This is a genomic window from Haloarcula rubra (assembly GCF_019599465.1).
GTDB lineage: Archaea > Halobacteriota > Halobacteria > Halobacteriales > Haloarculaceae > Haloarcula > Haloarcula rubra.
Genome location: NZ_RKLR01000003.1, coordinates 233,706 through 248,205 on the forward strand (window position 1 = coordinate 233,706; position 14,500 = coordinate 248,205).

The window sequence follows — 14,500 nt, forward strand, 5'->3', positions numbered from 1 at the left end:
CTAGAATCCACGGACGAAGAATTGTTTACAACACCCGTTGTTGTACAAAGCATAGATTTAAGTGTCGGATTAGACTACCGTGGAACTGTATGGACGAGCAACGCACGTGGTGGAAGGAGGCGGTCGTCTACCAGATCTATCCCCGGAGTTTCAACGATAGCGACGGCGACGGCGTCGGTGACCTGCAAGGCATCATCGACCGACTGGACCACGTCGCGTCGCTCGGCGCCGACGTCATCTGGCTCAACCCCGTCTACGAGTCCCCACAGGAGGACAACGGCTACGACATCAGCGACTACCGAGCCATCCACGAGGAGTACGGCTCCATGGCCGACTGGGAACGACTCCTCGAGGAGGTCCACGACCGGGACATGCGCCTCATCATGGACCTCGCGGTGAACCACTCCTCGACCGAACACGAGTGGTTCAAAAAGTCTCGCCGGGACGAGGACGGCTACCGCGAGTACTACTACTGGCGGGACGGCGACGTCCCCGCGAACAACTGGAAGAGCGGGTTCGGCGGGTCCGCGTGGGAGTACGACGAGGAGGTCGGGATGCAGTACCTCCACCTCTTCGACGACTCGCAGGCCGACCTGAACTGGGACAACCCCGACGTGCGCGAGGACGTCCACGACCTGATGAACTTCTGGCTGGAGAAGGGCATCGACGGCTTCCGCCTCGACGTCATCAATCTGGTCTCCAAACCCGAGGGGCTCCCGGACGGCGACCCCTCGCAGGACTGGGTCGGCATCGAACACTTCGCCGACGGGCCGCGCGCCCAGGAGTACCTCGAAGAGATGGCCGAGGCGACCTACGACGACTACGACACGATGACCGTCGGCGAGTGTATCGACATCGACGTCGAGACGGCCAGCGACTACGTCTCCCCGGACGGCCCGATGGACATGGTGTTCCACTTCGAACACATGCTCGTCGACATGGGCGACCGGTGGCTCACACCGTCGGAGTGGAACCTCACCGACCTGAAAGCCATCGTGTCCCACTGGCAGACCGAACTCGACGGCTGGAACTCGCTGTACCTCACGAACCACGACCAACCGCGCATCGTCTCGCGGTTCGCCGACGACGGCGAGTACCGCCGCGAGTCCGGCAAACTCCTCGGGACGCTCCTCTTTACGCTCTCCGGGACGCCCTACGTGTATCAGGGCCAGGAGATAGGGATGACCAACTACCCGTGGAGCAGTCTCGACGAACTCGACGACCTCCAGTCCATCGGCAAGGTCGAGGAGGCCATCGAGGCCGGCGAGATAGACAGTTTCGAAGAGGTCCAGCAAATCGTCCGGGACCGCTCGCGGGACAACGCCCGGACGCCGATGCAGTGGGACGACTCCGAGAACGCCGGGTTCACCGACGGCGACCCGTGGCTCTCGGTCAACCCGAACCACGACGAGGTGAACGTAAAGCAAGCCGAGGCCGACGAGGACTCCATCCTCCACTACTACCGTGACCTCGTCGACCTGCGCGAGGACCACGAGGTGTTCGTCTACGGCGACTACACCCACCTCCTCCCCGACCACGAATCCGTCTGGGCCTACCGGATGGAACTGGACGGCGAGGCCGTCCTCGTCACGCTGAACTTCTCCGACACCGAGACGAGCGTGACCGTCGACGACGCGGCCCGGACCAACGACCTCCTCGTCGCGAACTACGACGACGCCCCGACCGTGACCGACGCGAACCTGACGCTGCGGCCGTACGAGGCCCGCGTCCACTCCCTGAACTGACCCATGCCTATCCAACGGACGAAACCCGAAGACACAGTATCGGACGACGAACGAGCGTGGTGGAAAGAATCCGTCGTGTATCAGGTGTATCCGCGCAGTTTCAACGACAGCGACGGCGACGGCGTCGGCGACCTGCGAGGGCTGGCCGACCGACTCGACTACATCGCCTCGCTCGGCGTCGACGTCATCTGGCTCAACCCCGTCTACGACTCCCCGCAGGAGGACAACGGCTACGACATCAGCGACTATCGGGCCATCTACGAGGAGTTCGGGACGATGGCCGACTGGGAACGACTCCTCGAGGAGGTCCACGACCGGGACATGCGTCTCATCATGGACCTCGTCGTCAACCACACCTCCCGGGACCACGAGTGGTTCGTCGAATCCCGGCAGGGCAACCCCGAGTACGAGGACTACTACATCTGGCGCGAGGGCGACGGCGAGGACCCGCCGAACAACTGGGAGTCTTTCTTCGGTGGCTCCGCGTGGGAGTACGACGAGGAGCGCGAGGCGTACTACCTCCACCTCTACGACACCTCACAGCCAGACCTCGACTGGGCGAACGAAGACGTGCGACAGGACGTCTTCGACACCATCGAGTGGTGGCTGGAGAAGGGCATCGACGGCTTCCGGATGGACGTCATCAACCTCCTCTCGAAGGCCGACGGGCTCCCGGACGGCGACCCCGACAGCGAGTGGGTCGGCTCGGAGCACTTCATCGACGGTCCCGAGATGACCGCGTATCTGGAGGCGATGGACGAGCAGGTCCTCTCGAACTACGACATCATGACCGTCGGCGAGATGCCCCAGTTGACGGTCGACGAGGCCAGCACGTACGTCAGCGCCGACGGACCGCTGGACATGGCCTTCCACTTCCAGCACACCAAACTCGACTACGACGGCGACGAGCGCTGGGCCGTCGGCGACTGGGACCTGACCGAACTCAAGGAGATCGTCGGCCGCTGGCAGACCGGCCTCGAAGGCGAGGGGTGGAACGCCCTGTACTGGGAGAACCACGACCAGCCACGCGTCGTCTCGCGGTACGGTGACCCCGTGAACTACCGCCGCGAGTCGGCGAAACTCCTCGGGACGTTCATGCTCACCCTGCGCGGGACGCCCTACATCTATCAGGGGCAGGAACTGGGTATGACCAACGCGCCGTGGGAGTCGATGGACGACCTGCGCGACGTCGACGCCATCAACCACGCCGAGGAACTCCTCGAATCCGAGGACCACGAGGGCTACGACGACGTGCGAGACGTCGTCGCCTACCGCTCGCGTGACAACGCTCGGACGCCGATGCAGTGGGACGACTCCGAGCACGCCGGCTTCACCGACGCCGACCCGTGGATTCAGGTCAACCCGAACCACGACGAGGTGAACGTCGAGGCGGCAGAGGCAGACGAGGACTCGGTGCTGAACTACTACCGCGACCTCGTCGACCTGCGCGAGCGAAAGGACACCCTCGTCTACGGGGAGTACGACGACCTCCTCCCGGACCACGAGTCCGTGTACGCGTACACGCGCACGATGACCGAGGACGGGGAGACCGAACAGGTCCTCGTCGTCCTGAACTTCTTCGGCGACCGGCCGACCGTCGACCTGCCCGTGCAGTACGACGAGGCCACGCTGCTCCTGTCGAACTACGACCGGAGCGACGACGCTCCCGAGTCGGTCACGCTCGCGCCGTACGAGGCGCGAATCTATCAACTCGACTGAGTGCAGTTTTTTCGGTTAGCCACTCCAGGTTCAGTACAGACACCGAATATGACACACGCTCACATCCACACTGACAATGAGTAACGAACCCGACCGCGCGTGGTGGAAGGAGGCGTCCGTCTATCAGGTGTACCCGCGGAGCTTCAACGACAGCGACGGCGACGGTATCGGTGACCTGCAGGGTATCCGGAACCGCGTCGACTACTTCGACGAACTCGGCGTCGACGTCGTCTGGCTCTGTCCCGTCTACGACTCCCCGAACGTCGACATGGGGTACGACATCCGTGACTACCGCTCCGTCATGGACGAGATGGGGACGATGGGCGACTGGGAGGGCCTCCTCGACGACGTCCACGACCGGGGCATGAAACTGGTGATGGACCTCGTCGTCAACCACACCTCCGACGAACACGAGTGGTTCCAGCAGTCCCGCGACCCAGACGGCGAGAAGGACGACTGGTACATCTGGCGCGAGGGCGACCCGGACGAACCCCCGAACAACTGGATATCGCTGTTCGGCGGTCCGGCGTGGACGTACGACGAGGGTCGCGAAGCGTGGTACCTCCACCTCTTCGACGAGAAGCAACCCGACCTCAACTGGGAGAACCCCGACGTCCGCGAGGCCATCTACGACATGATGAACTTCTGGCTGGAGAAGGGCATCGACGGCTTCCGGATGGATGCCATCTCCTGTATCTCGAAGCCACACGGCCTGCCGGACGCCGACACCGGCGAGGACTGGTTCGACATGGACCTGTACTTCAACGGGCCGCGAATCCACGAGTTCATGCAGGAGATGGCCGCCGAGACGTACGAGAACTACGACGTCATGCTCATCGGCGAGACGCCCGGCGCCGACCCCGAGGAGGCGAAGAAGTACTACGACGACGGCGTCGACATGGTGGTCCACTTCGACCACATGGACGTCACGTACGGACCCGGCGGGAAGTGGAGTCCCGACTACGTCGGGATGGAGACGCTCGCCAGCGCCGGCGACGACGCACTCGACGAGATGCTGAACACGATGGACCTCGCCGACCTGCAGGAGGCCATCCGCTACTGGGACGAGGGCGTCGGCGACGAGTGGAACTGCCTCTACATGGGGAGTCACGACCAGACCCGGGCCGTCTCCCGGTTCGGCGACGCGCACGACTACCACCGCGAGTCGGCGACACTCGTCGCCACCTTCCTCCTGACCCAGCGAGCGACCCCGTTCCTCTATCAAGGCGACGAGATAGGGATGACCAACGCCGACTGGGACAGAGAGGATATACGAGACGTCGAGGCCCGGGGACAGGTCGACATCCTGATGGAAGAGCACGACGTGCCGTACGAGACCATCGCCCCGTTCGTCCGGAACCGGTCTCGGGACAACGCCCGGACGCCGATGCAGTGGGACGACTCCGAGCACGCCGGCTTCACCGACGGCGACCCGTGGATTCAGGTCAACGACGACTACGAGCGAATCAACGCCGAGCGAGCGATGGCGGACCCGGACTCAATCTTCCACTACTACCGGCGACTGCTCGACCTCCGGTCCGAATCTGAGGTGCTGGTCTACGGCGACACGGAGTACGTCCTGCCCGACGAGACGTACCCGAACGTCTGGGCCCACCGGCGGACGCTGGGGGACGAGGCGGTGTTGGTGGTGTTGAACTGGCAGGACGAACCGCGAGACGTGTCGGGCGTCGAGGGCGTCGAGAGTCCGGTCCTGTTCGGCAACTACGAACAGCGAGACGGGACGACGCTCCAGCCCTACGAGGCGCGAATCTGCGACCTCGGATAGTTACTCTTCGACTTCTTCGTCGTCGCTCCCGACGCGGATGACCTGCAGGAGCGAGTACACCGGGACGCCGCGGATGTCCTCCAGACCGCGCTTGTCCGCGAGGACGACGCAGGCGACGGGGTTGCCGCCCTGTTCGCGAATCGCGTCCACCGTCTCTGTCATGGTGTTGCCGCTCGTTATCGTGTCGTCGACGACGTAGCAGTCGCGGTCGCGAATCTGAGCGAAGTTCCGGGAGAACGTCCCGTCGCTGGTGCCGCTATCGTCGTCGTCCCACTGGTGTTTGGTCGGCGCGTAGGTGCCGAGGTCGGTGTCGAGTTGTCGTGCCACCGTCGTCGCCAGCGGTGCGCCCGCCTTCTCGATGCCGATTGTCAGGTCGACGTCCTCGCCCTGCTTCGAGAGCAGGTCGGCCATCGCACACCCGACGTGGTGCAGTCGGTTGCTGTCGCGGCCGACGGCCGACCAGTCGACGTGGATGTCGTGGGGGCCGCTGGTGGTCGTGCTCTTCGGCGTCGCTCCGGTACCGCTCCGCTCGACCAACCAACTGGCAGTCTCCCGGGAGACGTTCAGTTCGTCGGCGATTTCGCCCTTCGACAGGCCGCGCTCGGCGAGGTCGGCGGCGCTGTCGACGAGGTCGTCGATGTTCTTCATACTGGTCACTCCGGGTGGCACGACTTAATAGGCAATGCTACCGGCCCGTTTGCCCGCCGAAAACTTTTTACAACGGGCGTTGTTACCCATTGCTGGCTGGGTCGTATCCGTCGTTCGTGGCCGAACGGCGCAGACGGCACCACTGAGGGCGACTGCGAACGCCATCGCACCCCCACACGCCCTCACTTCCCACCACCGTCGTACGCCCGGCCAACCCCCCACCACCCACCTTCGCCCGGTTGTCAGACCGGCGAGCATGGTTGTCACCAGTCGACGTATGGCGGGACACCTTCCCGCCGATTTTGAACCGACCGCTCACTCGCTCGGGAACGTGAAGAGTCGCTGCTCACACGCCGGACAGACGAGGATGTCGTCCGGCGACTGGTTCGGTTTGGTGTAGCCACCACAGCACGAGACTTCGGACGACTCCGCTAAGGGGGTCTCACACACCGGACACTCGTCGAGGAACATCCGGAACGACGCTGCACCGGCCAGTCTGACCGACTCGTCGTCGACGTACTCGTCGAGGACGCGATAGGCCGCCAGTTCGGCGACGACGACCGGGCGACCCACCAGTTCACCGTCTATGACGACCCACTCGGCCCCGTCGGTGAACGTGTCTGTCTCCGAGACGGTGTCCAGCGTCCGCCGCGTCTCGTCGGCGAGGGCCGACAGCGAGAGGGTCGACAGGTGGGCCATCTCCTCGTGCCACGCGTCGTCGACGTCCTCTGTCAGCAGGAGCATCTCGCCGTCGGCCTCGACGACGCCGGCCGCCGCGAGTTCCGACAGCACCGTCTCGCCGTCGAGGTCCGTCTCGGCGAGCGACTCGCGCTCTGACTCGGGGTCCCGAACGTCGGCGTCGTGGAACAGTTCGTTCGGGAGGGGCGACGCCGCGACGAGTCGTGGCGCGAACTGCGGCGTGTACGGCACGACGTAGCCACGGAGGTATATCGCCGCGACACCCACTGTCGCGACGGCGAGACTCGCCAGCCGCCTGTTCCGGACGCGCAACCAGAGGACGAAGAGCACGACGAGGCAGGCGTTCACGAGCGTACACGGCCAGCATCTGTTCGACCCGGTGTGGTCGGGTTCGCGGAGCGAGTCCAGTTCGGCCATCAGGAGGTCGTATCGCTCCCACAGTATTAGCCTTCCCTTCAGGCGGAGAGTCTTGTTACTACCCAACAAACTTTTTAACAACAGGTGTTGTTAGATACCCTCATGAACGACGGGGAGATGTCGTACACGACGCTGGGTTCGACGGGACTGGAGGTTTCCGAACTCTGTCTCGGGACGATGAACTTCGGCAGTAGTGAACCGTGGATGCTGAACGACGTCGAACGGAGTCGAGACATCGTCGAACGGGCCCTGGACCTCGGTATCAACTTCCTCGATACGGCCAACGCCTACTCCGCTGGCGAGAGCGAGGAGATAGTCGGGAGCGTCGTCGACTCGCACCGACGGTCGGAACTCGTCCTCGCGACGAAGGTGTACTTCGACATGTTCGACGGCCCGAACGGCGGTGGCCTCTCGAAGAAGCACGTCATCGACCAGTGTCACGCGAGCATGGACCGACTCGGCGTCGACCACATCGACCTCTATCAGATACACCGCTGGGACGACGACACGCCCATCGAGGAGACGCTCGACGCGCTCTCGTACCTCGTCGACGAGGGGTACGTCCGGTACATCGGCGCGAGCACGATGGCCAACTGGCAGTTCCAGAGAGCGCTCTACACCGCCGACATCGAGGACTACGAGCGGTTCGCCTGTATGCAACCGGAGTACAACGCCGTCGACAGGCACGAGGAGGCGAACCTGTTGCCCGTGTGTGCCGAGGAGGGTATCGGCGTCATCCCGTGGTCGCCGCTGGCGGGCGGATTCCTCGCCGGCAAGTACGACCGTGAGAGCGCGCCAGCGTCCGGGCGCGCGAGCGAGGACGAGTACACTGCGAACCGCTTCACCGAGGAGAACTGGGCGGTGCTGGACGAGATACGGGCTATCGCGGCGGACAGAGACGCGACGGCCGCACAGGTCAGTCTGGCGTGGCTCCTCCACAAGGAGGTCGTCGACGCGCCGATAATCGGCCCGCGGACTATGGACCACCTCGAAGAGAACGTCGCCGCGGTCGACCTCGACCTCGCCGCCGACGAACTCGACCGTATCGAAGCGCCGAAGTACCCCCAATGGCCTGTGAAAGGCAAGGACTGACAGGCTTCGACCGATGGACACACAACCCGAACCCAGACGCTCCCCACACCCATGGACGACGACGAACTGACGACGATACTAGAGGACGCCGGCCTCTCCCCCTATCAGGCCGAGGCGTACGTGGCCTTGCTCGAACTCGGCACGGCGTCGGCCACCGACGTCGCCGAGTCGTGCGACGTGCCGGACCCTCGAATCTACGACGTTCTCCGCGACCTCGAATCGAAAGACTACATCGAGACGTTCCAACAGGACAGCCTCACGGCCCGCGCTCGCAACCCCGACGGCGTCCTCGAAGACCTACGCTCCCGGTCGAACAAGTACCTCGACGCCGCGGAGACGATAGAGGACCGGTGGAACCAACCGGAGATTTCCGACCACGAGGTGAGCATCGTCAAGCGGTTCGATACGGTCCTCAACCGCGCCCGCGAACTCATCGAGTCGGCGGAGAACCAGATACAACTGGGCGTCGACCCGACGCAGTTCTACGAACTGCGGCCCGAACTCGAGGCCGCCTACGAACGCGGCGTCAACATCAAACTGAGCATCTGTACGGAACCCGGCGAGGATGCGCCGAACGTGGCCGACCTCGAGGGGACGTGTACGGAGGTGCGCCACCGTGACATCCCCGCACCCTTCCTCGTGCTCGTCGACCGCACGTGGACCTGTTTCGCACCGCACCGGCACTCCGTCAACGAGTACGGCGTCCTCGTGAACGACCGGACCCACACCTACCTCTTCCACTGGTTCTTCCTCACCTGCCTCTGGGAGATATGGGACACCCTCCACACCGAGCGGAGCCCCGAGACGCCGACGACGTACGTCGACCTCCGGCACGCGGTCAGAGACATCGAACCGCTCCTGCAGGAGGGGGCGTCGATAGAAGCGACGGTCAGAGGCCGCGAGACCGACACGAAGGCCGAGGTGGAGTTGACCGGCTACATCACCGACGTCGACTACACCGGCAGTTCCCTCGGCCGGACCGAACCCGTTCCGCTGGCCCAACTCGCCGGCCGAATCAGCGCCACGCTCGACGTCGACGGCGAGACGTACGACATCGGTGGCTGGGGAGCGGTCCTCGAGCAGATCGAAGTCACCGAGATTACGATAGAGAGCGTCGAGTACGAGTAGGGACTCACTGCCGGTCGATCCACGGCCGAATAAACAGTACCTCAGTTTGCGCGTTTAAGACGGCTGCAGTCACAAATAACCGTTTGTCATTACCAAAAAGTTAAGTTGAACCTCTTCGCCGAGCACGGTATCTGTCAGGAATTTTTGTGTTTGACGGCGGGTTCACAGGCTATTAACAACACCTGTGGTTAATTATGGATAACCTTTAAGTGCTGCCCCTGCAACCACAGATTAGACATGTCGGACAATGGCACGAGAGACGGCGACAGCTCATCAGGCGTTTCCCGGCGACGGTTCGTTCGGGCAGCAGGTGCGACAGGTGTCGCAGCAGGGATAGCGGGGTGTGCAGACTTCGTCGGCGGCGGCGGTGGCGGCGACGGTGGCTCGACCGGCGACGGCGGCGGCGGTGGCGGCGATACGACGACGGTCCGCTGGGGCTTCGACCCGGTCGCAGTCCAGAACAACGGTCCAGCTATCAAGGAAGCCCTCCGTGAGAACGGGCTTCCCGAGGACATCGAAGTCGAGTTCGTCCCGCGTAACCAGGACACCGGGCAGGCCCGGGCCAACTACAACCGGCTCCTGAACGCCGGCGAGACGGACCCGGACATGTTCCTGATGGACAACGGCTGGACGAACATCTTCATCCAGCGCGGTCAGCTCCAGAACCTCTCGGAGTCGCTCCCGGAGGAACTCCTCTCGGACGTCTCCGATAACTACTTCACTGCGTTCACCGACACCGCACGAGACCCCGGCAGCGGGGACCTCTACGGTGTCCCGGTGTTCCCGGACTTCCCGACGATGCAGTACCGCAAGGACCTCGTCGAGGAAGCCGGCTACAGTCCCGAGTCCGAGAACTGGGCCACGGAACCGATGACGTGGGAGAAGTGGTCGAACATCGCCGCCGACGTCCACGACAACTCCGACACGGACTTCGGCTTCACCACCCAGTGGGACATCTACGAGGGGACCTCCTGCTGTACGTTCAACGAGGTCATGTCCTCGTGGGGCGGCGCCTACTTCGGCGGCCGCGACAACCTCTTCGGGCCGGTCGGCGAGCGACCTATCACGGTCAACCGCCCGGAGGTCATCAACTCGCTGAACATGATGCGGAAGTTCGTCCACGACGAAGACTTCGGCGGGCAGTTCAGCAGCTACGGCGGCGGCTTCACGCCGACCAACATCCTCGGCTGGACCGAGGAATCCGCCCGTGCGCCGTTTGCAGAGGGCAACGCGGTCTTCCACCGCAACTGGCCCTACTCGCTCGCGCTCACCGGTCGGAACCCGGAGGAGACCGAAGACCCCGCCCTCGGCGAGAACCTCGGCGCGATGCCCATCCCGTACGCCGTGCCCGAGAGCGAGGCCGCACAGCCCGGCACCGGCGGTACGACGGCCGCACTCGGTGGCTGGCACATGACGGTCAACCCGAACAGCGGCCAGAAGGACGCCGTCACCGAGGTCATCCGCGCCGCGATGCAGCCGGACTTCCAGCTCAGGCTGCTGTCCATCCAGGGCTGGCTGCCGCCGCGGCCCGAACTGTTCAACTCCGACGAGGCGCGGAACGTGCCCGTCGTCGGCCGCTACATGGACACGCTGCAGGTCGCCGGTAACAACACGATGCCGCGCCCGGTGACCGCCGTCTGGAGCGACCAGTCGAGCAAGATCGCCCAGCAGGCCAACCGGGCGGTCGGGCAGGAGACGTCCTCCGAGAGCGCGATGCAGACGCTCGAGTCGGACCTCCAGGCCACCGAGTCCTCGTAAGACTCACAGCCTAGTTTTACAACAGACCTAAGTTATTATTGATTATGGAGCGGACCCCAGCCAGGAGGGAGATGCATAGATGAGTACAGAAACAGGGAGGGAGTCACAACGTTCGGGTGCGCTCGTCGATCTGATGCGGTGGATGGAGAACCTGAGCGACACGCAGTACGCGTACCTGTTGCTGATACCCGTATTCGTACTGCTCGGCGTCGTCGCCCTCTATCCGCTGTTGCGGACGTTCGAACTGTCGCTGTACGCCGTCTCGACGGACCTGACCAGCACCAGTTTCGTCGGCATCGACAACTACGTCGGGCTGTTCACGGGAGAGAAGAACCGCTACCTCCCGGGTGGGACGACGTTCCTGCCGAGTAGTTTCGAGTTCACGAGCCTGCTCAACAGCGCGCTGGTCATCACGATAATCTTCGCCGTCGTGAGTGTCCTGTTCGAGACCCTCATCGGCCTCGGACAGGCGCTCATCCTCGACCAGGACTTCTACGGGCGACGGTGGGTCCGTGCGGCAATCATCATCCCGTGGGCGGTGCCAATCGTCATTCAGGGGATGATATTCTTCCTGATGTTCAACTCGAACGTCGGGTTCGCGACGCCGCCGCTGGCCGACCTCGGCCTGCTGGCACCCACCAACACGCTGAACGACACAGCGAGTGCGACGTTCATCATCATCGTCGCGGACATCTGGAAGACGTCGGCGTTCATGGCCCTGCTGATACTGGCGGGCCTCCAGAGCATCGACCGCGGCCTCTACGACGTCGCGAAGGTCGCGGGCGCGACGAAGTGGCAACAGTTCAAACTCATCACGTTCCCGCTCATCCTGCCGACCATCGGCGTCGCGGTGCTGTTCCGCTCCGTGCAGGCGATGCGGGTGTACGGTATCATCGACACGGTGTCGAGTTGTGCCGTGGTCCCGTCACTGTCCTGCATGGTCGTCGCGACGTTCAACACCCGTGAGGGCACCTCGGCGGCCATCGCGTTCGTGACGGCCGCCATCATCGGTCTCGTCGTGATGGGCATCATCGTGTGGCAGGGGGAGGACGCGATATAACATGGCTACGACGACCCAAGAACCGGAAGACAGCGACGGACCGCTCGCACGGTGGACGCAGGGAGCCATCCAGAACCCGGAGAGAGTGTACCGGGCGCTGTTCTACGCAGCGATGGTGTTCTTCCTCGTCACGACGCTGTTCCCGTTCTACTGGCTCGCCGTTCTCGCGGTGACGCCCGAAGGGAACCTGCTGGCCGGGAGTTTCCTCCCGACCGTCAACCTGTTCGGCGTCAGCGGGACCTTCCCGCTGCCGGTCCCGAAAGGGTTCAACCCCGCGGCGTTCGTCACGGTGTTCGAACAGGTGCCGTTCCACCTCTACATGCTGAACAGTTTCGCGCTGGCCGTCACGACGACGGTCATCGTCCTGTTCGTCGCGAGTCTGGCTGGCTACGTGTTCGGTCGACTCCGCTTCCCCGGCCGCGCACTGCTGATGCTGGGCATCCTCGCGATCAGCTACTTCCCGCCCGCCGCGTTCGTCATCCCGCTGTTCCAGGCGTTCGCCGGGAACGAGGCCATCACCATCCCGTTCACGAGCATCCCGCTGTTCACGCCGCCGCGCCTGCTGAACACGCCGGGGTCGATGGTGCTGCCGTTCAGCGCGCTGTTCATGCCGCTGTCCATCTTCATCCTGACGACGTTCTACGGGCAGATTCCGGACGGTCTGGAGGACGCCGCCCGTGTCGAAGGGACCACGCGACTGGGTGCGCTGTTCCGGGTCATCATGCCGCTGTCGGCACCCGGTGTGGCGACGGCATCCGTGCTAACCTTTATCGCGGTGTACAACGAGTACTTCTTCAGTTCCATCATGGCGACGTCGCCTGAGGCGGCGAAGTGGTCGCCCATCGTCGGTGGGATTCTGAGCTACCAGACCCAGTACACCACGCAGTTCAACCTCATGGCGGCGGCGAGCATCGTCGGGGTGCTCCCCGTCGTCATCCTCGTCATCGTCGCACAGGAACGCATCGTCAGCGGACTGACCTCAGGCGCACTCAAGGAGTAATACAACAATGGCAGGAGTCAAACTCGAACACGTCACGAAACGCTACGACGACCAGGGTGAAATCGTCACCGCGGTCGACGACATGAACCTCGACATCGACCACGGTGAGTTCATCTGCTTCGTCGGTCCCTCCGGGTGTGGGAAGTCGACGACGATGGAGACCATCGCCGGCCTCACCATCCCCAGCGAGGGCGAAGTGTACATCGGCGACCGCGAGGTGACGAACCTCCCACCGAAAGACCGGGGTATCGCGATGGTGTTCCAGAACATCGCGCTGTTCCCCCACATGGACGTCTACGACAACATCTCCTTCGGCCTGCGCCTGCGGGACTACCCGCAGGACGAAATCGACCGGCGGGTCGAACGGGCTTCGGAAATCGTCCAGCTAGAGGGGATGTTGGACCGGATGCCCGACGAGATGTCCGGCGGTCAGCGTCAGCGTGTCGCCATCGCCCGTGCAATCGTCCGTGAACCGGACGTGTTCCTCATGGACGAGCCGCTGGCGAACCTGGACGCGAAGCTCAAGGTCCACATGCGGACCGAACTCCAGCGCCTGCACAAGGAACTGGACACCACCATCATCTACGTCACCCACGACCAGGAGGAGGCGATGACGCTCTCTGACCGCATCGCCGTCCTCAACAGCGGGAGTCTCCAGCAGATAGACCCGCCGCTGACCTGTTACAACGAGCCAGACAACCTGTTCGTCGCGGGCTTCATCGGGTCGCCGTCGATGAACTTCGTCTCCGGGACCGTCTCGGAGAACACCATCGAGACGCCGAACTTCTCGCTGGCGTTCGACCCCGCGACGGTCGAGGGACTCGGCGTCGGCGACGAGGTGACCATCGGCATTCGCCCGGAAGACATCTACCCCGGCGAACTCCGGAGCGAAATCAGAGACCCGTCCTCGCTCATCTCCGCGCGGGTCGACATCCTCGAACCGATGGGCGACGAGATATTCGCCTACATGCTGTTGGACGAGAGCGAGACGTCGATGGACCAGGAACAGACGACGAACAACCAACTCCTGATGAGCATCGAACCGGATTCGGATATTCGGGAGGAAGAGGACATCGAGGTGGCAATCGACCGCCGCAACGTCCACATCTTCGACAGCGCGACGGGTGAGGCGCTCGTCCACAAACTCGAGCCTGTCGACACCGGTGCCGGGGCGGCGGGCAGCGAGGCCGAATCCGACGACTGAGTCCCACGATGTTAGACCAGCTACCCGGACTCGTCTGGTTCAGCCTCATGCTGGTCCTGTTCTTCTTCTGGGCGTACGGCATCGGGTCGTTCGTACTGGACCTGAAGAACAAGATAATCCCGGGCATCGTCGAGTACCGGCGCGGCAGGCGTGCACAGAAGGCCAAGCAGGAACGCGAAGAAGAGCGCGAAGAACGCGAGAAGCAGTTGTACTGACCCGGGACCCTTTTCTCGTCTCGTCCGCT

General features: G+C 63.6%; 12 protein-coding genes. 10 read left to right on the forward strand and 2 right to left on the reverse strand.

Annotation, left to right across the window (positions count from 1 at the left end):
* The first annotated feature begins 89 nt into the window (after positions 1 to 89).
* From EGH21_RS09440 to EGH21_RS09450, 3 genes are all read left to right on the forward strand, one after another.
* Positions 90 to 1,745: a glycoside hydrolase family 13 protein gene (locus EGH21_RS09440; RefSeq protein WP_220618228.1), complete on the forward strand. Its 1,656-nt coding sequence runs from the start codon at positions 90 to 92 to the stop codon at positions 1,743 to 1,745.
* Positions 1,746 to 1,748: 3 nt separating this feature from the next.
* Positions 1,749 to 3,464 (forward strand): glycoside hydrolase family 13 protein, encoded by a 1,716-nt coding sequence (locus EGH21_RS09445; protein WP_220618229.1) that lies wholly within the window; start codon positions 1,749 to 1,751, stop codon positions 3,462 to 3,464.
* 76 nt (positions 3,465 to 3,540) lie between these two features.
* A complete protein-coding gene (locus EGH21_RS09450; RefSeq protein WP_220618230.1) occupies positions 3,541 to 5,250 on the forward strand; it encodes a glycoside hydrolase family 13 protein in 1,710 nt (569 codons plus the stop codon).
* Here EGH21_RS09450 and gfcR read toward each other — a convergent pair whose 3' ends face one another.
* Positions 5,251 to 5,898, reverse strand: a complete 648-nt coding sequence (gene gfcR / locus EGH21_RS09455) for a transcriptional regulator GfcR (RefSeq protein ID WP_220618231.1) — start codon at positions 5,896 to 5,898, stop codon at positions 5,251 to 5,253.
* 315 nt (positions 5,899 to 6,213) lie between these two features.
* On the reverse strand, positions 6,214 to 7,014 hold the full coding sequence (locus tag EGH21_RS09460; protein ID WP_220618232.1) for a DUF8054 domain-containing protein: 801 nt from the start codon (positions 7,012 to 7,014) through the stop codon (positions 6,214 to 6,216).
* A gap of 117 nt (positions 7,015 to 7,131) precedes the next feature.
* On the opposite strand from EGH21_RS09460, the gene EGH21_RS09465 reads away from it, so the two are divergent.
* From EGH21_RS09465 to EGH21_RS09495, 7 genes are all read left to right on the forward strand, one after another.
* The gene (locus tag EGH21_RS09465; protein ID WP_425433301.1) at positions 7,132 to 8,106 is read left to right on the forward strand and encodes an aldo/keto reductase; all 975 of its coding nucleotides are present in this window, start codon (positions 7,132 to 7,134) and stop codon (positions 8,104 to 8,106) included.
* A 51-nt stretch (positions 8,107 to 8,157) separates the two neighbouring features.
* The gene (locus EGH21_RS09470; protein WP_220618234.1) at positions 8,158 to 9,234 is read left to right on the forward strand and encodes a TrmB family transcriptional regulator; all 1,077 of its coding nucleotides are present in this window, start codon (positions 8,158 to 8,160) and stop codon (positions 9,232 to 9,234) included.
* A gap of 237 nt (positions 9,235 to 9,471) precedes the next feature.
* Positions 9,472 to 10,992 carry an extracellular solute-binding protein gene (locus tag EGH21_RS09475; RefSeq protein WP_220618235.1) on the forward strand — a complete coding sequence of 507 codons (1,521 nt, stop codon included), beginning with the start codon at positions 9,472 to 9,474 and terminating at the stop codon, positions 10,990 to 10,992.
* A 79-nt stretch (positions 10,993 to 11,071) separates the two neighbouring features.
* The gene (locus EGH21_RS09480) at positions 11,072 to 12,052 is read left to right on the forward strand and encodes a carbohydrate ABC transporter permease (RefSeq protein WP_220618236.1); all 981 of its coding nucleotides are present in this window, start codon (positions 11,072 to 11,074) and stop codon (positions 12,050 to 12,052) included.
* 1 nt (position 12,053) lies between these two features.
* Positions 12,054 to 13,052: a carbohydrate ABC transporter permease gene (locus EGH21_RS09485; RefSeq protein ID WP_220618237.1), complete on the forward strand. Its 999-nt coding sequence runs from the start codon at positions 12,054 to 12,056 to the stop codon at positions 13,050 to 13,052.
* A gap of 7 nt (positions 13,053 to 13,059) precedes the next feature.
* Complete coding sequence (locus tag EGH21_RS09490; RefSeq protein ID WP_220618238.1) at positions 13,060 to 14,256, forward strand: ABC transporter ATP-binding protein; 1,197 nt, start codon at positions 13,060 to 13,062, stop codon at positions 14,254 to 14,256.
* A gap of 8 nt (positions 14,257 to 14,264) precedes the next feature.
* A complete protein-coding gene (locus EGH21_RS09495; protein ID WP_220618239.1) occupies positions 14,265 to 14,471 on the forward strand; it encodes a DUF8005 family protein in 207 nt (68 codons plus the stop codon).
* Positions 14,472 to 14,500 lie beyond the last annotated feature (29 nt).

What these genes read in the sequence shown, in the direction of transcription:
- EGH21_RS09440 (WP_220618228.1), top strand. Translation starts at nt 90, where the DNA reads ATGGACGAGCAACGCACGTGGTGGAAGGAGGCGGTCGTCTACCAGATC.
- EGH21_RS09460 (WP_220618232.1), bottom strand. Translation starts at nt 7,014, where the DNA reads ATGGCCGAACTGGACTCGCTCCGCGAACCCGACCACACCGGGTCGAAC.
- EGH21_RS09485 (WP_220618237.1), top strand. Translation starts at nt 12,054, where the DNA reads ATGGCTACGACGACCCAAGAACCGGAAGACAGCGACGGACCGCTCGCA.
- EGH21_RS09495 (WP_220618239.1), top strand. Translation starts at nt 14,265, where the DNA reads ATGTTAGACCAGCTACCCGGACTCGTCTGGTTCAGCCTCATGCTGGTC.
- EGH21_RS09475 (WP_220618235.1), top strand. Translation starts at nt 9,472, where the DNA reads ATGTCGGACAATGGCACGAGAGACGGCGACAGCTCATCAGGCGTTTCC.
- EGH21_RS09470 (WP_220618234.1), top strand. Translation starts at nt 8,158, where the DNA reads ATGGACGACGACGAACTGACGACGATACTAGAGGACGCCGGCCTCTCC.
- EGH21_RS09450 (WP_220618230.1), top strand. Translation starts at nt 3,541, where the DNA reads ATGAGTAACGAACCCGACCGCGCGTGGTGGAAGGAGGCGTCCGTCTAT.
- EGH21_RS09445 (WP_220618229.1), top strand. Translation starts at nt 1,749, where the DNA reads ATGCCTATCCAACGGACGAAACCCGAAGACACAGTATCGGACGACGAA.
- gfcR (WP_220618231.1), bottom strand. Translation starts at nt 5,898, where the DNA reads ATGAAGAACATCGACGACCTCGTCGACAGCGCCGCCGACCTCGCCGAG.
- EGH21_RS09465 (WP_425433301.1), top strand. Translation starts at nt 7,132, where the DNA reads ATGTCGTACACGACGCTGGGTTCGACGGGACTGGAGGTTTCCGAACTC.
- EGH21_RS09490 (WP_220618238.1), top strand. Translation starts at nt 13,060, where the DNA reads ATGGCAGGAGTCAAACTCGAACACGTCACGAAACGCTACGACGACCAG.
- EGH21_RS09480 (WP_220618236.1), top strand. Translation starts at nt 11,072, where the DNA reads ATGAGTACAGAAACAGGGAGGGAGTCACAACGTTCGGGTGCGCTCGTC.